The sequence below is a fragment of the Actinomadura formosensis NBRC 14204 genome, assembly GCF_001552155.1.
GTDB classification, from domain to species: Bacteria; Actinomycetota; Actinomycetes; order Streptosporangiales; family Streptosporangiaceae; genus Spirillospora; species Spirillospora formosensis.
The window spans coordinates 1-20,278 of the sequence record NZ_BCQQ01000050.1; the positions used below are offsets into that span (position 1 = coordinate 1).

Here is a 20,278-nt window from a genome sequence, read left to right on the forward strand (position 1 = left end):
GGGCGGCGGGGCCGCCGCGCGGCGGTTCGACCCCGCGGGCCCGGGCCCGGGTCCGGGTCGACGCGCCCGCCACGTGGACGTCCGTCGGGACCGGCGGCGTGGGGGCGGCCTTCCGCGGCTCCTCGGGTTCGAGGAGCGCGCCCGCGTCCAGATAGCAGGCGCTCGCCAGGCCCGGGTTGACGGCGAGCTGCCAGTCCGGGTGCGGCCAGCGGCGGGACAGCTCCGCCAGCGACGCCTCGCGATGGTGGACGGCCTGGCCCTGCAGAGAGCGGTCCATCGCCTCGGGAGAGGTGAACGCCAGGACGAACGTGCCGTCGCCGAACTGGGCCGTGGCGAACTGCTGCCCGGCCCCTGGATCGCCCGGCGCGGGCAGGTACAGGACCGCGCGCGCGAGAAGCTCCAGATAACCGTGCTGGTCGCCGCGTTCCCGGGCGTCGGTGAGGGCCGCCTCCAGAGCGGAACCGGAGGGCCGGGCGGGACGTGCGGAGGAGGCGGCGGGACGGTTCTCCTCCGGGACGGCCAGCGGGATGCCGAGGCCGGGCAGCGCCAGCGGCCCGCCGTCCGGCCCCGCCTTGCTCGCCTGGTAGACCAGCCCCAGCGGGGACTCGATGCGGTACACGTCGCGGAACGCGCCGATCATCTGCCCGGCGAGCAGCGCACACGCCTCCAGGTACTCGGCCGAGACACGGCCGCCGCGGTCGCGCCAGGTGAACCGGTCCCACCAGTTCTTGCGCTCCTCCTCGTCCGGCGGCTCCCAGCCGAGCGCCCGCAGCCGCCGCTCCTGGCGCGGGGCCAGCGGCCGGGGCAGGAACGCGCTGCCGACGGCCTCCGCGTCCAGCACGCCCTCGGACCGCATCGCCTGGACGTAGGGCAGCCCGCTCGGCCCCTGCACGATGAGGAACGACCTGACCGGCAGTCGTGAAAGCTCCAACGTCAGCCGTTTGGCGAAGTCGTTCCAGTCCACTCGGGATCCACTTTCACGTCCGCGGGCGGGAATTTTGTACTCGACGGTAGCTGAATGGTGCGTCACTCGGTCCAGGGGGCCGGAACGGCGTCCGCCCTTACCTGAGCCCAGACCCCGCCGATCGCGTCGTAGACCGCGAGGGGCGTCTCGTCACCGTCCTCGGCCGAGCGCCAGAGACGAGTGCCGTGGGGCGGCCGTATCGGGACGCCCGGCGCCTGCCTCTCCGGAGCGGGCGCCCGGGGCGGGCCCTGATCCGGGCCCTGATCCGGCGCCTGGTTCGTCTGGTTCGCCGGCCTGCTCGTCGGCGCGCTCAGCGGCGGGCCGGCGGCCGGGGCCGGTTCGCGCGTCTCCGGGCCGGCGGTGCCCGTTTCGATCGCCGCCTGGAGATCGGCCGCCGTGTACGGGTCGATCGCCGTGTGCGAGGCGTCGTACGGGACGTTCACGTCGGCCGAGCCGCCGGCGACGGGGTTCGGCCCTGAGAGCGCGTGGGGGTCGACCGTGCCGTAGGGGTTGGAGACGTCCGGCCCGGCGGACGGATTGGAGATGTCCGGCCCGGTGGAGGGCGGCACGTCCGGCACGCCGTCCAGGCGCCCGAGGACGGACGAGTCGAGCAGAACCTCGCTGGGCAGTCCCCAGTTGATCGCCAGCCGCCATGCCGGATCGGGCCAGCCGGTCGCCAGCCGGGCGAACGAGGTGCGCCGGTACAGGCCGGGGTGCCGGTCGCCGGTGCGCGCCAGGGCACCGGGCGAGGTGAACACCGTGACGTAGGTGTCGCCGCCGATCGCGATGGTGGGGTATTCGGCGCGGTCGGGATCCTCCACGGCGGAGGCGCTCGCCGGGAGCACCAGGTCGGCGCCCGCCAGTAGCCTGAAATAGGTGGTGTTGTCGCCGTTCGCCTTGGCCTCGGCCAGACGGGATTCGAGGGTGTCGGCGTCCGCGCCGGCGGGGGCACCACCGGACGTGGCCCGCCGCATGGTCACGCGCGACGGGTCGGCGACGTCGATACCGAAGTCGAGCAGTTCGATGAGGCCGGTCCCGTGCCGGTGGAACGACTCGTAGACGAGGTCGGACGGGCGCCTGACGCCCTGGACGTCCCGCAGGGCGGTCACCATCACCCCGGCAAGCCGCGCGTAGTCGCCGTCGGTCACGTTCAGCATCCCGCCGGGCAGGCCCGCCGCGGGCAGCTCCGTCCACCAGTTGCGCGGTGCGGGGTCGGCGGGCGGACGCCAGCCCGCGTCGCTCATGACCTCCTCGTCCGCCGCCGTGAGGAGCAGCGGCCCGTCCAGGAAGTTGTTGCTGACGGCCTCGGCGTAGAGCCGGTCGGGCTCGCGCATGGCCTGGACGTAGTGACGGCTCTCATCACGCTCGCGCACGATGAGGATCGTGTCGCGTTCGAGCCCCGCCAGCTCACGTCCCAGCCGCCGGGCGAACTCGGACCACTCCAACAAGATCACTCCCTACGGCAGGGGGCCGGCCCCCGGCTCCCCGAGACCCCGCGAGACGATGCCCGGGTCCCGATGATTGTCGCAGGGGACGCCGCGCGCAAACCGGGAGTTCACTCGGGCGGGGGTTCGTGACGAAGCATACGCAGGGCCGTGCGGAGTGCCTCCGGATCGTCCCCAGAGCGATCCAGGACGTCGATGAGTTTGTGCAGGACCTCGTGGCGTTCGTAGCCCACGTCCAGGAGTGATTGGGCGGTTTCCCACAGCTGGGGCGGGCGGCCGTCCCACAGCATCTCCGTGAGGCGTTCGTGCGCGTCGAGGTGCGCTTCGCCGGCGCCGGGGTGCTCGAACTCCAGGAGGACGCGGCGGTCGTCGGGGTCGGCCGGATCCAGTTTCGACAGGTTGATGAACCCGTGCCGCCCTGACTGCCGGTGGGTGCCCGACAGGAAGGGCAGGGCGAACGCGCGCCGGGGGAGTGCCTCCAGGTCGCCGTCGGGTAGCAGCCGGTCGACCACGGCACGGTCGAGGCCGAATGCGGACGGATCGCGGTAGGCGTCGGCGAACTTCGCCGTAGCGTCCCAGAGGGCATCCAGGGTGGCCCTGATGCCCTCCTCCGGAAGGCCGGTGCGCCTGCCCGCCCACCGGACCCAGGCGGCCAGCACGTGGGGGACCGCTTCTTGTTCCGTCGGGGACAGCAGAATCTTTCTCGGGAGCCAGTCGAGGAGGAACATCTCGCACTTGACCGGCGAGACCCGCAGCGGCCGTCCGAAGTCGTGGGTGCAGCCGTAGTCGATGATCCGGTCCACGCACCGGCTCGCGGCCGAAAGATCGGACAGTCCCTCCGCCTCGTCCGAGGCGAGGAACCGGGCCGCGATCGTCGCACGCCTGTCCCGTCCGTACACCGGCGGCTGGGGCATCCGCCCACCGGGCGGAAGGATGTCCACGCGCGCGCGGACGAACGCGTGGTACGAGCCGAAATTCTCGCTCACCGGGGGGTCGTCGATGTCGTCGGTGAGGTCGAGGGCGCTCCGCAACATCGCCTTGGCGTCGCGCGGGTCGAGTTCTTCGAACCGCGTCAGCGGATTCTCGCGGCCTTCCCGCCGGCACTGGTCGAGAAGGGTGTCGACCTTGGAGGAGACCCACGCGTCCCTGACCAGCCCGCTCGCCGGCGGCCCTCCCGCCCGTGCGGCCGGGGCGAACGGGTCACCGGACGGCTGGACGGCCCCCGCCTTGGTGCGGTCGACCAGGATGACCAGGGCGTGCCGTTCGGTGCCTCCATAGGTGTAGGTACAGACGATGGAGTCCTGGTCGCCGTAGACGTCCCTGGAGACGAAGCACCCCTCGGGCTCGACCATCCCCACACGGTCGGCCCAGCCCGGCCTGGCGACGCCGTCGGCCATCAGCTCCAAGGCCGCGCGTTCGGCCTTGGCCGCCTGCCGCGGGGTGCCCAGGTAGGCCATCCCCGTGAGCAGGGCCAGCGCGGCCGGTGTCCGCGCCGCCGCGGCGTGGTCCACCAGGGCCTCGCCGATGATCTCCTCGACGTCGCCGCCGGGTATCCGGTGCCCCCACCAGGACCCGAGGATCTCGCTGACGATGAGCTCGGCGTCCAAGGGGCTGCGCACGGCGAGCAGTTCGCGGGCGTGCCGCAGCATCCCGTCGAAGATCGCCGAGACCTCGTCCGGGGGTGTGTGTCCGTCCCGGGCCGGGTCTCCGGAGGAGGGGGTGCGGCTGCGCGGACTCACCCTCCCACCCTCTCAGATCCCGCGCGGGCGATGTGCAGGACGGCCGAAGATCCGCGCCCGGTCCGGCGGGCCGCTCGGCCGGCCGCCCCTCCGCCGGACGCCCGCCCGGACGGCGGCACGGCTCGACCCGGATGGGAGCTTCCGTGTGGACCCTGCCTCGATGTCCCATTTCAGCGTTTTCGCGGGGAGAGCCAAGACGTGCCGGGGCGTCCTTTGACAAATTCTGAACCGGCAAATTCCGAACCGGTTTCAGAAGTCCGTTCGGTGCCGGCCCATCCCGCGTGATGCCGCGCCGCCCACTCCCGGTCGACACGCCCGGTGAGCATCCCGGTGAGCGCGTCACGGTCGCGCAGCGCCTCCCACAGGTGCCCCGCCGTCACCACGACGATGACGAGGAAGAGCCAGTCGTGGACGAACGTGGCGCCCGTCCGCCACCGGTCGCCCCACGGGTCCGGGAACGTCATGATCTCGCCGGTGCCGAGCATGACGAGGATCGCGCCGGCCGTGAACGCCGCATTGAGCTTCTGCCCGGCGTTGAACTTGCCCACGGGCAGGACCCCGCGTCCACCTTGCACGGCCCTGCGGTCGCTGCGCTTGAGCCACTCCCAGTCGTGCGGAGCGAATCTGTTCAGCCGCCGGAGGTCGGCCCTGAACGCACGGGACACCAGACCCAGCGCAATCGGCACGGGCAGAGCGAACCCGCACCACACGTGGGCGGTTTTGACCATCTCCCGGCGTCCCACCAGGGTCGACAGCATCGGCAGATAGAGCAGCGCCGCAGTCAGCAGGCAGGTCAGCATCAGCAGAGCGGTCACATGGTGGACCGCCCGCTCCGCCCGCGTGAACCGCACCAGCCACTCAGGCCCGTCACCTCGGTGTGTCTTATCCGGGCGCGTCTCATGTGGGGACATCGTCACGCCCGTTCGACCGCCCGACCCAGGCGTCCACGTCATATCCGAGGTTCTCCCAGTAACCGGGTTCCACCTTGCCGGTCAGCTCGATACCGCTGAGCCACTTGAGCGACTTGTAGCCGTACATGGGCGCCACATAGAGCCGTGTAGGCCCACCGTGGTCATGAGTGACCGGCTTACCGTCCATCTGGGTCGCGACCAGGACGTCCCTGCGGCGCGCCTGCTCCAGCGTCAGCGACTCTGTGTAGACGCCGTCGAACGAGGTGAACCGCACGGCTCGGGCCTGCGGCGATACACCGACCGCGTCCAGCAGGTCGGGCAGGGCGACGCCGACCCAACGCACGGCCGGCACCCGCCAGCCCGTCACGCACTGGAAGTCACGATCGAGGACCGTCTGGGGAAGCCGCGCGAGGTCGGCCATCCGGAACGCCCGGGGCCTGTCGACGAGGCCGCTGACGGTCACCCGGTGGGTTGCGACGCTGTGCCGCTTCACGCTGTCGGTCACGGAGTAGTACCGGAACCCGCCGGCCGCCGGGAGGACGTCTCCGATCGGCCCCACCGGCGCCAGGGTCCTGCTCACCTTGTCCTGGACGGACGCTCCCACGGCGACCCCCGCGACACCGAGGCCGAGCATCCCCAGCACGACCCGCCGTCCGACGGGACTGCCCTCCGCCCGTTCCTCTTCGCTCACCTCTTCATTTGAGCATCGTGGCTTTGAACCATTCCAGGGCTCCGCGACGCACGTAAGACTCCTGACAGATCCTGGAGCCGCCCTAAGACCTGGAGCGCACGAGCCTGGGGCGGTGCGGCCGGAGACACACCCGGACCTGGAGGGTTGACGCGCCGTGACGCCGGAGCGTCGTAACATCGTCTCCTCACCGTCCGGGCGGGCCCGGTCCCGCGTCCTCCCGCGATGGTGCTCAAATCCGACGCGTTCGTCCGGGGCCGAAGGGACAAGGATGTTCATCAGGGGTTCCGTACGCGGCGAACCATCGGGATGATGAATACCTGACTCCGACCGGTGTTGTGATGGAGGCGGGAGCGCTAGCCTGCTCCCATTCACTCATAGTGATGAAAACTTGCCGCGCGGTACGGGACCCTCTGGGGCGGAGGTGTTGCCCATGAGCACCGAGATGTCCGTCCCGCATCCCCGCGTCTCAGGGGTGGAGGGGCAGCCCATGGATGCGTCCGACGCCGCGCTGTACGCGACCTTGCTGAAGGAAGCGCCCGGCGGGCTGGCGTTCTTCGATCGCGATCTGTGCTGCCGCAGGGTCAACGACGCGCTCGCCGCGCTGCTCGGGGTGCCCGTGCGCGATCTGCAGCAGCGCAGGCCCTCCGAGGTGCTGCCCGAGGCGCCGGCGGCGGCGTTCGAGACGGCGCTGCGGAAGGTGATCGCCGAGGACCGCCCGGTCAGCGACCTCGACCTGGTCGTCCCGGCCGGCGAGCCCGCGGCGCCCGGCGACGACACCGGGGACGTGCCCGGTGTCGCCACGGCCGTCGAGGAGCGCATCCTGGCGTGCACGTGGCTGCCCGCCAGGGGCGCCGACGGCGAGCTCCTGGGCGTCGTCCTGACCGCGCTGGAGGTGACCGAGCGGCGCCGGGCCGAGGAGGTCATCCGCCGCAAGGAGCAGCGCTACCGCTCGCTTGTGGAGGCCAGCGCCCAGGTGGTGTGGGTCGCCGCCCCGGACGGCGGCGTGATCGACGACGCGCCCGAGTGGCGCACGATCACCGGGCAGACGCCCGACGACTACGCGGTCGGCGGCTGGCTGGCGGCCGTCCACCCCGAGGACCGTCCTCGCATCGAGGCCGCCTGGGACGAGTGCGTCGCGGAGAACCGGGTCTTCGAGACCAACTACCGCATCCGCACCAAGAGCGGCACCTACCGGCATTTCGACGTCCGGGCCGTGCCCATCTGGCAGGGCGACGCGGTGATCGAGTGGGTCGGCGCCAACACCGACGTCACCGGGCAGCGCGAGGCCGAGGAGATGCGCGGCCGGCTGACCGAGCAGCTGTCCGCGGCGGCGCTGCGCACCGCGCGCCTCCAGCAGGCCACCTCGATGCTCGCCGAGGCCCTGACCGTCTCCCAGGTGGTCCTGGTCATCACCGAGGTCGGACGGTCCGCCATAGGCGCCGACTACTCCGCCGTGGCGCTGCTGGACGACGACAAGCTGCGGCTGAGCATCGTGGCGCCGTCCCAGCCGGGTGCCGAGGGCGAGGCCAGTCCCGCCTCCCGCGACGACATCAAGGTCAGTGACCAGACCGTGATGTCGGTGGCGGTGCGCGAGAGCCGGCCGTTCCTGGCCGAGCATCCCGACAGCCTGCGCCTGCAACTCGGCCATGGCGAGCGTGACCTGTTCGCCCAGCACACCGAGGAACGCGCCTGGGTGGGGCTGCCGCTACTCGCCGCCGGCGCCCCGATAGGCGCACTCCGTTTCTCCTTCACCCGGCCCAGGGAGATCACTGAGGAGGAACGGGTCTTCCTGGAGGCACTCGCCGGCCAGTGCGCCCTCGCCGTGGAGCGGGCCCTGCTGTTCGAACGCGAGCACCGGACCGCCGAGGAACTCCAGAGAAGCCTCCTGCCGAGCGACCTTCCGCAGCTTCCCAGCATGGTGCTGGCCGCCCGCTACAACCCCGCGACGCGTCACGTCCAGGTCGGCGGTGACTGGTACGACGTGTTCCACCTCCCGGACCGCCGGCTCGCGGTGGCCGTGGGCGACGTCATGGGCAAGGGCGTCCTCGCCGCGGCCGGAATGGGCCGCGTCCGCAACGCCCTGCGCGCGCTCGCGCTGAACGACCCGCGGCCCGCCGCCGTCCTGGCCGGACTCGACCGGCTGTTCAGCGCCACCGAGGACGAGGAGCAGTTCACCACGGTCGCGTACGCGGTCATCGACCCCGAGACCGGGCAGGGGGAGTTCAGCAACGCGGGCCACCCGCCACCCCTGCTGATCTCGCCCGACACGCCCGCGCGCGTGAGCACGCGGGAGCCGGGCACGCCGCTCGGCTGGCCGAGCCAGCGGCAGCAGACAAGTTTTTCCATCGAAATCGGCAACACTGTGGTCTTCTATTCCGATGGACTTGTGGAGAACCGTAGGCGTGGGGTGGACGCAGGGCTGGACGAGCTCGTCGCCGTGGCCGAGGACGCCCCACCTGAAGTGGTAGGAGATCCCGAAAGACTCGTCGACTTCCTGGTCGATCGGATGCTTGCCGGATATGAGCAGGTGGACGATGTGACCGTGCTCGCCCTGCACGTCCCGCCAGAGCCCGCGTGACACCCGCCTGGAACCGGGCGAAGACCGAGTAGCCGGTTCGAAGGACCGTCCCGCGCCCTCTAAGGTGGAGAGTTACCGGGTAGGACTTCAGGGCGGAATGCGCAGCAGTGCCAGAATGCTTGACCCAGGCAGAGCGGGTACGCTGCGGTCCCGCACCGGGGGTCCACTCCGTGTGTGGTCCCACCCAGTGTGAGGCCGGGCCCGTCAGGGCACTTGGGTCAACCAGCCACACGTTCGTTCGAGAGGTATTTGTGTCGCCTGCTAGCTCGACCTCGAAAGCGTCGGATCTGCACGATCATGTCATCGCGCAACTGATCGAGCGTGGACGGTCCCAGGGTTACCTCGAAGCCGACGACGTACGCCGTACGTTCGAGGAGGCCGACATCCCCGTGTCGAAGGCCTCCAGCATTCTGCGGAGCCTCAGCAAGGAGGGTGTGACCGTCATGGTGAGCGCTGCCGACTCCGCGGCGCCCAAGCGTCCGCGCAAGCGCGCGACGCCGCCGGCGCGCAGGCCCAAGACCGCCGCCGCGGCCAAGGAGCAGCCCGACACGGTGACCGCCGTCGTCGGCGACGACGCGCCGGAGGAGGCCGCCGAGCAGCGCCCGGCCGCCAAGCCCGCGCCCAGGAAGACCGCGTCCAAGAAGGCCGCACCTGCCAAGGGCGCCAAGGCGAAGAAGCCCGCGCCCGCCAAGAAGCCCGCGGCGCAGGCCGTGAAGGCCGCGCCGGCCAAGAAGGCCGCCGAGCCGGACGTCGACGACGAGGTGGACGTCGATCTCGACGACGACCTGGCCGAGCTCGACGTCGAGCTCGTCGAGGACGACACGGCGGAGGTCGAGGAGCCCGACACCGACGAGGAGGACGCGCCGGCCGCGCCCACCGCCAAGGCCGCCCCCAGCGGCAAGCAGGCCGCCGACGGTGCTCCGGCCGAGGAGGAGGGCTTCACCCTCGGCGACGACGACGAGGACGCGCCCGCGCAGCAGATCGCGGCGGCCGGCGCCACCGCCGACCCCGTCAAGGACTACCTCAAGCAGATCGGCAAGGTCCCGCTGCTCAACGCCGAGCAGGAGGTGGAGCTCGCCAAGCGCATCGAGGCCGGGCTCTTCGCCGAGGAGCGGCTCGCCGCGGCCGGTGCCGCGATGTCCGAGGAGGACCTCGAGGACTTCGAGTGGATCGCCGAGGACGGCCGCCGCGCCAAGAACCACCTCCTGGAGGCCAACCTCCGCCTGGTGGTCTCGCTCGCCAAGCGCTACACCGGGCGCGGGATGCTGTTCCTGGACCTGATCCAGGAGGGCAACCTCGGCCTGATCCGCGCCGTCGAGAAGTTCGACTACACCAAGGGCTACAAGTTCTCCACGTACGCCACCTGGTGGATCCGGCAGGCGATCACCCGCGCGATGGCCGACCAGGCCCGCACCATCCGCATCCCGGTGCACATGGTCGAGGTCATCAACAAGCTGGCCCGCGTGCAGCGGCAGATGCTCCAGGACCTGGGCCGCGAGCCCACCCCGGAGGAGCTGGCCAAGGAACTCGACATGACCCCGGAGAAGGTCGTCGAGGTCCAGAAGTACGGCCGCGAGCCCATCTCGCTGCACACCCCGCTCGGTGAGGACGGCGACAGCGAGTTCGGTGACCTCATCGAGGACTCCGAGGCCATCGTCCCGGCCGACGCGGTCAGCTTCACGCTGCTGCAGGAGCAGCTCCACTCCGTCCTGGACACGCTCAGCGAGCGCGAGGCCGGCGTGGTGTCCATGCGGTTCGGCCTCACCGACGGCCAGCCGAAGACCCTGGACGAGATCGGCAAGGTGTACGGGGTGACCCGGGAGCGCATCCGGCAGATCGAGTCCAAGACCATGTCGAAGCTGCGCCACCCGTCCCGCTCCCAGGTTCTGCGCGACTACCTGGACTGACCTACGAGAAACAGGACCCCGGGCCTTTGCCCGGGGTCCTGCTTTGTGCCGGCGTTGCCCCGGCTTCGGTTCCCCCGGACGGCGCCGGGCTCATCAGCCGTGCAGGATGATGTCGAGGTTGGAGCCGTTCAGCTCGGCCGTGTGCCCCAGGTCGGCAACGGTCTTCTGGAGTTCCTCCGGGGTGCGCGGCGCGGCGCCGGTTTTGAGGAGGTCGTGGGCGATCCGGCCGCGGGTGGCCTTGGCCATGTGGCTGACGACCGTCCGCTCGGGGACGCCGCCGGCGAGCCGTTCCCGGAACACGCGGACCGCGACGGCCGGCTGGGGCGCCCTCCACGCGGACGCGTACGGCCCCGACCGCATGTCGACGATCAGGCCGCCGTCCAGCCGGAGAGCCTCGCGCATCGCCGGGCGCCAGAGCGTCCCCAGGCGGCCCACGGGCGGCAACGACACCCCCATGGCCAGCCGATAGGGCGGGACGCGGTCGGTGAGCCTCAGCGCGCCCCACAGGCCCGAGAAGACGATGACCTGCTCGGCCGCGGCGTCCTGGTCCAGCTCGGGGAGATTGAGATTGTCGTAGAGGACGCCGGTGTAGAGCCTCGCGACGGGAAGCGTGGCCGCCTTCCGTAGCGCCTTGTTGCGGGTCAGGGCGTCGTCCGCCTGGCCGGGCGGCAGGCCCAGGACGTCTTGCGCGTCGGCCCGCCGGGATGCCTTGACCAGGGCCGAGAGGACGCGCTTGCGCACCGGGTTCAGCGTGGGGAAGCTCAGCGACGCCAGGTCGAGGGGCGGACCGTCCCCGCCGGCGGTCTTCTTCTCCGACGGCGGCAGCAGGATGTGCACGATCCCCCCGAAAACGGTGACGGAAGATGCGACCACTACCGAGTGAAGAATGTCACTGCAAGGTGAGAACCTCGTGCGCTTCGTGATCCGCATCACGAATACGGGCTCCGTGATCGCTTTTTGTGATCACCTAATCACGCTGCGAAGTGACGTCTCATTGCCTCGGCGGTGGGCGGAAGCGGACGGAATGCGAACGACGGCCATCGTCTCCGATGACCGCCGTCCTGGGGTTTCTATGTGGAGATCTACCGCTCGTCGTCAGGGGCGACGGCCGGGGTTTCGGTGAGCCGGTCGGTCTCGTCTTGAATGTCGGCCCCGTTGGCGCGGAGGGCCTCCGTGTACTTGCGCCCGTGGTGGGCACAGAACAGAAGGTCGCCGCCGCCTACAAGGACTGCACGGACGTAGGCCTGAGCGCCGCAGCGGTCGCATCGGTCGGCGACGGTCAGCGGCTTGGTTGGGGCAAGGGCTCCAGTCACGGCACCTTCCTCATGCTCGGGGTCGGTACTTAGGACAACATCTAACCCGACGTTGACGTTCCCAACCTGGTTCCTCGTACGCCCACAGCAGAATGGCCCAATTGGTGACCGAGGTCACATTAGACGGCGTCCCACCGGAACAGGCGCATGGCGATCATCGCGCCGACCACCGCAACGCCCATCAGGACGCCGATTTGGGGCAGGGCGGACATCGGCCCGAGCCCGCGTCCCATCACGTTGAGCATTCCTTCGTTCAGATATCGCAACGGGAAGATGTAGGACACCGTCCTCAACCAGCCCGGTGCCGCGTCCAGGGGGAAGAAGGAGCCGCCCAGGAACGCCATGGGCAGGACGACGAGCTGGGTCATGGCCTGCGCGGTCTCCTGGGTCTTGGCCCAGGCACCGATCAGCATCCCGATCGACAGGAAGGCCAGCACCCCCGCGATCACCATCGGGATCGCCATCCACCAGGCGCCGCTGAGCCGCAGCCCGAACATCGGTAGCTGCGCCACCAGCACGAACAACGCGAACTGCACGAGCGCGATGGCGAGGCTGACCGCGACGCGCGCGGCGAACACGGTGGGGAGCGGGGCAGGGGAGAGCTGGAGCCGGCGCAGGATGCCCTTGGTCCGCCACGTCACCAGCGTCTGCGAGGCCCCGAAGACCCCCGCCGAGGCCAGCGCCCAACCCAGCAGACTGGGGGTGAAGAACTGGATGGCCTTGAGGGAGCCGTCCTCCACCTGCCGGGTCGTCATCGAGTAGGCGGGCGGCTTGCCGGTGGCCGACTGGTTGGCCGACTGGACGATCGAGTTCATCAGCCCCCGCACCGTCCCCGACTTCACCTGGTCGGCGGCCGAGTAGTGGACCACCAGCTCGTTGCCGCTCTGCTCGACGACCGCGTCCGCGTCGCCCTTCTCCAGCTTGCGCAGGGCACCGGCACGGTCCGGCGTCCTGGTGACCTTCATGACCTTGCCGAGCTCCCCGCCTCCGCCCGCGACGGCCTGATCCAGGATCGCGGCCCGGCCCACCTCCAGCACGTTCACCTTGGACGTCGTCTGATGACCGAAGATCCCGCCGAAGAGCACCAGGAACATCAGGGGGAACAGGACGGTGAAGAACAGGGCGGCCCGGTCTCGCCCGAACCCGAGGAACATGGCCCGTGACAGGCTCTTGAAGCTTCCGAACGTGCTCATGCCCTGTACTCCCGTCCGGTGAGCTCCAGAAAGACGTCCTCAAGGGTGGCGCCATGGATCTGGACGCCGGTCAGCGCGTCCTTCGCCGCCATGGCCGCGACCACGGCCGATGGGTCACGGGTGGTGATGGTCAGCGAGATGCCGTCGTCGGCGGCCTCGTCGGCACCCGGCAGCAGCCGTGCGTCCGCCACGGCCAGGACGCCGCTCGCGACGCTGATCCGGGCGGGGACGTCCAGGCCGCGCACCAGGACGGCCGGTGGACCGAGCCGCAGGATCTTGCCCGCGTCCATGATGGCGACGCGGTCGCAGAGGATTTCCGCCTCGTCCATGTGGTGCGTGGTCAGGACGACCGTGCGGCCCTGCGTGTTGATCTGCCGCAGCACGTCCCACAGGTTGCGGCGGCCCTGGGGGTCCAGTGCGGCGGTGGGCTCGTCCAGGAACAGGAGTTCGGGGTCGTGGACGAGCGCGCATGCGATGGACAGGCGCTGCGCCTGGCCGCCCGACAGCTTCTCCACCCGGACGTCCGCCTTGCCTTCCAGCCCCACCAGCTCCATCATCGCGTCGGCCTTCTTGACCGGGACGCCGTAGAGGGAGCCGAACGTCCGCAACTGCTCACGCGTGGTCAGCCGCTCGAAGAACGACGAAGCCTGCAACTGGACGCCGATCCTCGGCAACAGCCCGGGGTTGCGCGGCCACGGGGACAGCCCGAGTACCGAGACCTCGCCCTCGTCGGCCTTGCGCAGCCCTTCGATGATCTCCAGGGTCGTCGTCTTGCCCGCGCCGTTCGGGCCGAGGATGCCGAAGAACTCGCCCTCCTCGACGCCGAACGTCACCCCGTCCACGGCCTGGACGTCCCCATAGCGTTTACGGAGACCCGAAACCTCGATCGTTTGCACCATGCCGGGGACATTAGGGGGCGAAGCAGACTTGCACACCCACCTGAAGGTGGGCGTTAAAGTCGGGAAGTCGGGGGTCCCGGTAGCCTGGCGTGCCGGACCGCGCCGCCCGCGGACAAGCGGAACGTCGGCGGCGGCGAGCCTTTCGGCGCATTGTCGGCGGCCGGGAGTACCCTTCTGCCGACCGTCCTACCCCCGAGGAGCGCACGCACGTTGACCGCCGTGACCGCCGAAGCGACAACCGAAGACCCGCACGGCTACTCCGCCCGGCACCTGTCGGTGCTGGAGGGGCTGGAGGCCGTCCGGAAACGACCCGGGATGTACGTCGGGTCGACCGACAGCCGGGGGCTCGCCCACTGCCTGTGGGAGATCGTCGACAACTGCGTCGACGAGGCCCTGGCCGGCCACTGCACCCACATCAGCGTGACGCTCCATGCCGACGGGTCCTTCGAGGTGGGTGACAACGGCCGCGGCATCCCCGTCGACCTGGAGCCCAAGACCGGCCTTCCCGGGGTCGAACTGGTCATGACGCGGCTGCACGCGGGCGGCAAGTTCGGCGGCGTCTCCTACACCGCGTCCGGCGGTCTCCACGGCGTGGGGGCGTCCGTGGTCAACGCGCTGTCCGCGCGGCTGGACGTCGAGGTCGACCGCGACGGGTACACCCATGCGATCAGCTTCCGGCGCGGGCTGCCCGGCGAGTTCGCCGACGAGGGGCGCCCCAACGCGCGGTTCCGCAAGAGGTCGGGTCTGCGGCAGATCCGCAAGGTCGCCGGGAAGACCACCGGCACCCGTGTCCGCTTCTGGCCCGACCTGCAGATCTTCCTGAAGGACGCCACGGTCGACCAGGCCCTCGTCCTCGACCGGATGCGGCAGACCGCGTTCCTCATCCCCGGCCTCACCATCGACGTCCGCGACGAGCGCGGCGAGGAGATCGTCGACGAGACGTTCCGCTTCGACGGCGGCATCGGCGAGTTCTGCACCTACCTCGCCAAGGACGTCCCGCTCATCGACGTGCTGCGGCTGCGGGGCCGGGGCCACTTCACCGAGACCGTCCCCGTCCTGGACGATCAGGGCCATCTGACGCCCACCGACGTCGAACGCGACCTCGAGGTCGACATCGCGCTGCGCTGGGGCACCGGCTACGACACGATCACCAAGTCGTTCGTCAACGTGATCGCCACCCCGAAGGGCGGCACCCACGTGCGCGGCTTCGACCGCGCCGTGCTCAAGGTGATCAACGAGCAGCTCCGCGCGACGAAGCTGCTGAAGAACGGCGACGAGGACGTCATCAAGGAGGACGTCCTGGAGGGCCTCACCGCGGTGGTGACGGTCCGGCTGCCCGAGCCGCAGTTCGAGGGCCAGACCAAGGAGGTCCTCGGCACGTCCGCGGCCACCCGCATCGTCTCCCAGGTCGTCATGCACGAGCTGCGCGCGATCTTCGAGAACCCGTCGCGCGGGCAGAAGCAGCCGCTGCGGGCCGTGCTGGAGAAGATCGTCGGCGCGGCCAAGACCCGCATCGCCGCCCGCACCCAGCGTGACAACCAGCGGCGCAAGAACGCCCTGGAGAACTCGGCGCTGCCCGCCAAACTCGTCGACTGCCGTACCGCCGACGACCGCAGCGAGCTGTTCATCGTCGAGGGCGACTCGGCGCTCGGCACCGCCAAGCTCGCCCGCAACTCCGAGTTCCAGGCGCTGCTGCCGATCCGCGGCAAGATCCTCAACGTGCAGAAGGCGTCCGTCGCGGACATGCTGAAGAACGCCGAGTGCGCCGCGATCATCCAGGTGCTCGGCGCGGGCTCGGGCCGCACCTTCGACGTGGACGCCGCCCGCTACGGCCGCGTCGTGATCCTCGCCGACGCCGATGTCGACGGTGCGCACATCCGCACCCTGCTCCTCACCCTCTTCCACCGCTACATGCGCCCGATGCTGGAGGCCGGACGGGTCTTTTCCGCCGTCCCGCCGCTGCACCGCATCGAGCTGGTCAAACCGAGGAAGGGCCAGGACAGGTACATCTACACCTACTCCGACGCCGAGCTGCGGAAGCGGCTCGTCGAGCTGGAGCGCAAGGGCCGGCGCTGGAAGGAGCCGATCCAGCGCTACAAGGGCCTCGGTGAGATGGACGCCGACCAGCTCGCGGAGACGACGCTCGACCCCCGGTACCGGGTGCTCCGGCGTGTCCGCATCGAGGACGCCGAGGAGGCGGCGAAGGTGTTCGAGCTGCTGATGGGCAGCGAGGTCGCCCCGCGCCGCGCGTTCATCACCGCGGGCGCCGCCGAACTGGACGTCGAGCGCATCGACACCTGAGCGCCGGCGGGGGGCCGGGGCCGTCCAAGGACGGCCCCGGAGCGGCTGTGGCTCAGCCGTGGATCTTCAGTTTCCGGAACGTCTGCACCGGGTCCTGGGTGCGCCTGGCGGCGACGTCCGCGTACGCCGGCTTGTACGGGGCCGTGGCCATGTAGACGGTGAACGAGGCGGCGTTCTGCCCGGACGGCGACGGCAGGCCGGCCTTCCAGTCGATGACCGGGCCGAAGATTCCGCAGCCGGAGGTCTTCGGCACCGCGAACGTGGTGTCCCCGGTCGGCATCTTCAGGATCGGCGGGTCGGCGAAGGGGTTGGTGTAGTCGCCCGGGGACACGCTGGTGATCTTGTTGAAGTCGATGAGGAGGTTCAGCTTCATCGGGTCCTTGTTCGATCCGATGAAGCAGCCGTTGCCGATCGCGCCGTTGATCAGCTTGATCTTCAGGCCCAGCGCGGTCGTCGGCAGGGCGAAGTCGAACCCGCCCGCGTACTTGGCCTGCACCTGCACCTTGTTGTAGGGGAGGCCGTCCGCTCCGGACAGGGGGAAACCGAGCAGGCCGAGGACGCCGCCGGGGACGGTCATCGGCTTGCCGGTCATCTTCACGCTGGTGTACGTGGCCGGCTCGTCCCACGATGGCTGGACGGCCTGGATGACCGTCCGCATCGGCTGGGTGATCTCCTGGGTGAGGCCGCCGAGCTTCATCGAACCGCCCGTCACGACGAGCTGCAGGCAGGTCGCGAGCTTGGGGTCCTGCCCGGCGGGCAGCGGCGGGCACTGCTCGGCGAAGTCGAATTCCGGCACGTCCGGAGGCAGGTCCTGCGGGGCCGCCAGGGGGGTGGCCTGCGGTGCGGCGGCATGGGCCGGGACGGCGAGCATGCCGAGCGCGAGGCCGACGGGCGCCGCCGCCAGGGCGGCGCGAGTACTGAGCTTCACAGGGGTCGGGGGCCTTTCTCGGGGAGAGACCGCGATTGGAGCGGTCCATATGATGCGTCCCGATTCAAAAACATGGGCGTGTCTGAAACAAGATCGATAACGCGGCCACATCCGGCCGCGTCCGCTCGGAGGCGGAGACCGCCCATCATGATCGGCCCATAACCAAGCGGTCGCTTGTTAGGCTTCGTCCATGCCGTCCCAGGAGCACATGAAGCAGGCACTGCAGACCTACGTCGACGCCTTCAACGCCGCCGACCTGGTGGCCGTCTGCGGCCTCTACGCCGATGACGCCGTCATCGAGGATCCGGTCGGCCACCCCCCGATCGCCGGGCGCGCCGCCATCGAGGAGTTCTACGCCAACGCCATCGCCAGCGGTGCCAAACTCGCCCTCGACGCCCCCATCCGCGGCTCCCACGGCGCCCGGGCCGCCATGGCCTTCACGATCGACGTCCCCGGTATGCGCGTCCGCGCCATCGACGTGATGACCTTCAACGACGAAGGCAAGATCACCCGAATGGAGGCCCACTGGGGCCCCGGCGACATCGAAACCTGACCGGTGGCCGCCTCCCGCACCGCGGGAGGGTATCTCGGCGGGCGCCAAGGCGCCGATGGTCGCGGCATCGGTACAGTCATCGACCTGCGCCATCCCCGGGAGATCGAGGCCCGGGGCCGCTGGGCGTGGCCGACAAGGACCTGAACACCCGACTTCGCAGCAATCTGCTCCAGCCATGACAAGGGCCGGATAGCCCCCTGCCGGCGGAGGCCCCGGGCCTGGGGCCCGGGGCCGCGTGCGTCACTCTTCGGTCGTGTCCTCCGGGGCGGGGCCGATGGGGCCGCTGATGGAGACGATGGGCTTGTCCAGTTTTTCGCCGGAGCCGTCCCGGCGGCCCATGGTCACGTTGAGCGTGGCCGGCTTGCCGTTCGCGGCCGCGGCGCGCAGGGGCGTCGGCGCCGCCCACGCCTGGAGCAGGACGTCCTCGTCCTTGAGGAAGCGGTGGGCCCGGACGCCGCCGGTGGCGCGGCCCTTGGCCGGGAAGTCGGCGAAGTCGGCCAGCTTGATCGCGCCCGTCTGGGTACCGGGGAGGGCCGAGGACGAGCCCGCCACGGTGATCACGCGGGCCTCGCGGGCCGGGTCGAGGGCGCCGAACCACAGGACCCGCGCGTCCGCGCCCAGTTTGACGCCCGCCATGCCGCCGGCCGCCCGGCCCTGGGGACGGACGAGGGACGCGGCGTAGTGCAGGAGCTGGGCGTCGGTCGTGATGAAGACCAGGTGCTGGTCTTCGGAGAGCAACTGGACGGCGCCTACGACCCGGTCGCCCTCCTTCAGGGAGATGACCTCGAATTCGTCGCGGTTGGCCGGGAATTCGGGGACGACTCGTTTGACCACGCCTTGCGCGGTTCCCAGGGCGAGGCCGCCGCCTTCCTCGCCCACGGCGGCTATGCCCACGACCGTTTCGTCCGGTGCCAGGTCAACGTACTCCGCCACGGGGGCTCCGCCCGCCAGGGAGGGGGGAGTGGCCGAGGGCGGCAGGGTCGGCAGGTCCAGGACGTCTATGCGGATCATCCGGCCGTGGGACGTCACCGCGCCCACCTGGCCTCGGGCCGTCGCGGGGACGACCGAGGTCAGGACGTCGTGCTGAGCGCGGGGGCCGCTGTCGGGCAGGGGCGACGCGTCGTGCGTGCGGGCCAGGAGGCCGGTGGACGACAGCAGCACCGTGCAGGGGTCGTCCGCCACCTCAAGGGGCACGGCCTCCGCCGCGGTGTGGCCCGAGGATTCGAGAAGGATCGTCCGCCGGGGCGTGGAGAACTCCTTGACCACGTCCCCCAGTTCCTTGGAGACCACGCCGCGGAGCTTCTTCTCCGAATCGAGGATCGCGGTCAGCCGGGCGATCTCCTTGGCGAGCTGCTCCTTCTCCTTCTCCAGCTCCAGCCGGTCGTAGCGGGTGAGGCGGCGCAGCGGGGTGTCCAGGATGTACTGCGCCTGGATCTCCGACAGCTCGAAGATCTGCATGAGGCGCTGCTTGGCCTGGGCGGCGTCGTCGCTCTGCCGGATGACCTGGATGACCTCGTCGATGTTCAGCAGCGCGACGAGGAGGCCGTCCACCAGGTGGAGGCGGTCCTCGCGCTTCTTGCGGCGGAACATCGAGCGGCGCCGGACGACCTCGATGCGGTGGTCGACGTAGACCTGCAGCATGTCGCGCAGGCCGAGGGTGCGGGGCTGACCGTCGACGAGGGCGACGTTGTTGATGCCGAACGTCTCCTCCATCGGGGTGAGCCGGTAGAGGTCCTGCAGGACGGCCTCGGGGTTGAAGCCGTTCTTGATCTCGATGACCAGGCGGAGGCCGACATTGCGGTCGGTGAGGTCCTTCAGGTCGGAGATGCCCTGGATCTTCTTGGCGTTGACCAGTTCCTTGATCTTGGCCTTGACGCGCTCCGGCCCGACGGCGTAGGGGAGTTCGCTGACGACGATCCCCTTGCGGCGGGGCGTGACGTTCTCGATGGTCGTGGTGGCGCGGGTGCGGAACGTCCCCCGGCCGCGCTGGTAGGCGTCGCGGATGCCGTCCAGGCCGACGATCTTGCCGCCGGTGGGCAGGTCGGGGCCGGGGACGAAGCGCATCAGCTCGTCCAACGAGGCATCGGGATTGTCGAGCAGGTGCCGGGCCGCGGCGATGACCTCGCCGAGGTTGTGCGGCGCCATGTTCGTGGCCATCCCGACCGCGATGCCGGCCGCGCCGTTCACCAGGAGGTTCGGGAACGCCGCCGGCAGGACCTCCGGTTCCTGCTCCTGCCCGTCGTAGTTGGGCCGGAAGTCGACGGTGTCCTCGTCGATCGACTCGACCAGCAGCATCGCTTCGCGGGACATCCGGGCCTCGGTGTACCGCATGGCCGCGGGCAGGTCGTCGCCGCCGAGCGAGCCGAAGTTGCCGTGCCCGTCCACCAGCGGCATCCGCATCGCCCAGGGCTGCGCCATCCGCACCATCGCGTCGTAGATGGCGCTGTCACCATGCGGGTGCAGCTTGCCCATGACCTCGCCGACGACGCGGGCGCACTTGACGTGCCCGCGGTCGGGGCGGAGCCCCATCTCGTTCATCGAGTACAGGATCCGGCGCTGGACGGGCTTCATGCCGTCCCGCGCGTCTGGAAGCGCCCGCTGGTAGATGACCGAGTAGGCGTACTCGAGGAAACTGCCGCGCATCTCGTCGGAGACATCAACGTCGATGATGTTCTCTTCGAAGTCCGGCGGTGGGGTGGCTTGGGATCCGCGTCGTGCCATGCCACACATTGTGGCCGGTTCCGGGGACATCTTTCGCCCGTCCCGCCGGGTGTGCCGCCCGACCCGGCGGATCGGTGCCGTTCCGTCACCGTGACGAACCTGGCAGATTGGGCACGGACGGTTTCGATTCCCCGG

The 20,278-nt window shown here is 70.3% G+C and carries 15 protein-coding genes; 4 read left to right on the forward strand and 11 right to left on the reverse strand.

What is annotated here, in order from left to right; all coding sequences use genetic code 11:
• From AF1_RS15175 to AF1_RS15195, 5 genes are all read right to left on the reverse strand, one after another.
• Positions 1-964, reverse strand: a 964-nt coding sequence (locus AF1_RS15175; protein ID WP_067798553.1) for an SseB family protein, incomplete at its 3' end; no start/stop codon positions are given.
• Positions 965-1,026: 62 nt separating this feature from the next.
• Positions 1,027-2,412, reverse strand: coding sequence for an SseB family protein (locus tag AF1_RS36375; RefSeq protein WP_242608917.1), 1,386 nt, complete (start codon positions 2,410-2,412; stop codon positions 1,027-1,029).
• A gap of 107 nt (positions 2,413-2,519) precedes the next feature.
• Complete coding sequence (locus tag AF1_RS15185; protein ID WP_067798642.1) at positions 2,520-4,058, reverse strand: hypothetical protein; 1,539 nt, start codon at positions 4,056-4,058, stop codon at positions 2,520-2,522.
• Positions 4,059-4,318: 260 nt separating this feature from the next.
• On the reverse strand, positions 4,319-4,999 hold the full coding sequence (locus AF1_RS15190) for a cytochrome b/b6 domain-containing protein (protein WP_207394116.1): 681 nt from the start codon (positions 4,997-4,999) through the stop codon (positions 4,319-4,321).
• Between the two features lie 46 nt (positions 5,000-5,045).
• The gene (locus tag AF1_RS15195) at positions 5,046-5,750 is read right to left on the reverse strand and encodes a molybdopterin-dependent oxidoreductase (protein ID WP_067798559.1); all 705 of its coding nucleotides are present in this window, start codon (positions 5,748-5,750) and stop codon (positions 5,046-5,048) included.
• A 430-nt stretch (positions 5,751-6,180) separates the two neighbouring features.
• Here AF1_RS15195 and AF1_RS15200 point away from each other — a divergent pair, with 430 nt between their 5' ends.
• Both AF1_RS15200 and AF1_RS15205 read left to right on the forward strand, forming a co-directional pair.
• Positions 6,181-8,328 carry a SpoIIE family protein phosphatase gene (locus AF1_RS15200; protein WP_067798561.1) on the forward strand — a complete coding sequence of 716 codons (2,148 nt, stop codon included), beginning with the start codon at positions 6,181-6,183 and terminating at the stop codon, positions 8,326-8,328.
• A gap of 251 nt (positions 8,329-8,579) precedes the next feature.
• A complete protein-coding gene (locus AF1_RS15205) occupies positions 8,580-10,235 on the forward strand; it encodes an RNA polymerase sigma factor (protein WP_084262941.1) in 1,656 nt (551 codons plus the stop codon).
• A gap of 93 nt (positions 10,236-10,328) precedes the next feature.
• Here AF1_RS15205 and AF1_RS15210 read toward each other — a convergent pair whose 3' ends face one another.
• From AF1_RS15210 to AF1_RS15225, 4 genes are all read right to left on the reverse strand, one after another.
• Positions 10,329-11,072 carry a YaaA family protein gene (locus AF1_RS15210; protein ID WP_067798645.1) on the reverse strand — a complete coding sequence of 248 codons (744 nt, stop codon included), beginning with the start codon at positions 11,070-11,072 and terminating at the stop codon, positions 10,329-10,331.
• Between the two features lie 245 nt (positions 11,073-11,317).
• Positions 11,318-11,548 carry a DUF7455 domain-containing protein gene (locus AF1_RS15215; RefSeq protein ID WP_067798567.1) on the reverse strand — a complete coding sequence of 77 codons (231 nt, stop codon included), beginning with the start codon at positions 11,546-11,548 and terminating at the stop codon, positions 11,318-11,320.
• A gap of 119 nt (positions 11,549-11,667) precedes the next feature.
• Entirely contained in the window at positions 11,668-12,741 is a 1,074-nt protein-coding gene (locus tag AF1_RS15220; protein WP_067798570.1) for an ABC transporter permease, read from the reverse strand.
• Positions 12,738-13,640, reverse strand: coding sequence for an ABC transporter ATP-binding protein (locus AF1_RS15225; RefSeq protein WP_067798573.1), 903 nt, complete (start codon positions 13,638-13,640; stop codon positions 12,738-12,740). Before AF1_RS15225 ends, AF1_RS15220 begins: the two co-directional genes overlap by 4 nt.
• 210 nt (positions 13,641-13,850) lie before the next feature.
• On the opposite strand from AF1_RS15225, the gene AF1_RS15230 reads away from it, so the two are divergent.
• Positions 13,851-15,941, forward strand: coding sequence for a DNA gyrase/topoisomerase IV subunit B (locus AF1_RS15230; protein ID WP_067798576.1), 2,091 nt, complete (start codon positions 13,851-13,853; stop codon positions 15,939-15,941).
• A gap of 52 nt (positions 15,942-15,993) precedes the next feature.
• Here the strand turns inward: AF1_RS15230 and AF1_RS15235 are convergent, their stop codons facing one another.
• The gene (locus tag AF1_RS15235) at positions 15,994-16,869 is read right to left on the reverse strand and encodes a hypothetical protein (RefSeq protein ID WP_067798579.1); all 876 of its coding nucleotides are present in this window, start codon (positions 16,867-16,869) and stop codon (positions 15,994-15,996) included.
• 190 nt (positions 16,870-17,059) lie between these two features.
• Here AF1_RS15235 and AF1_RS15240 point away from each other — a divergent pair, with 190 nt between their 5' ends.
• On the forward strand, positions 17,060-17,422 hold the full coding sequence (locus AF1_RS15240) for a nuclear transport factor 2 family protein (RefSeq protein WP_067798582.1): 363 nt from the start codon (positions 17,060-17,062) through the stop codon (positions 17,420-17,422).
• Between the two features lie 240 nt (positions 17,423-17,662).
• Here AF1_RS15240 and AF1_RS15245 read toward each other — a convergent pair whose 3' ends face one another.
• Positions 17,663-20,143 carry a DNA gyrase/topoisomerase IV subunit A gene (locus tag AF1_RS15245; protein WP_067798585.1) on the reverse strand — a complete coding sequence of 827 codons (2,481 nt, stop codon included), beginning with the start codon at positions 20,141-20,143 and terminating at the stop codon, positions 17,663-17,665.
• Positions 20,144-20,278 lie beyond the last annotated feature (135 nt).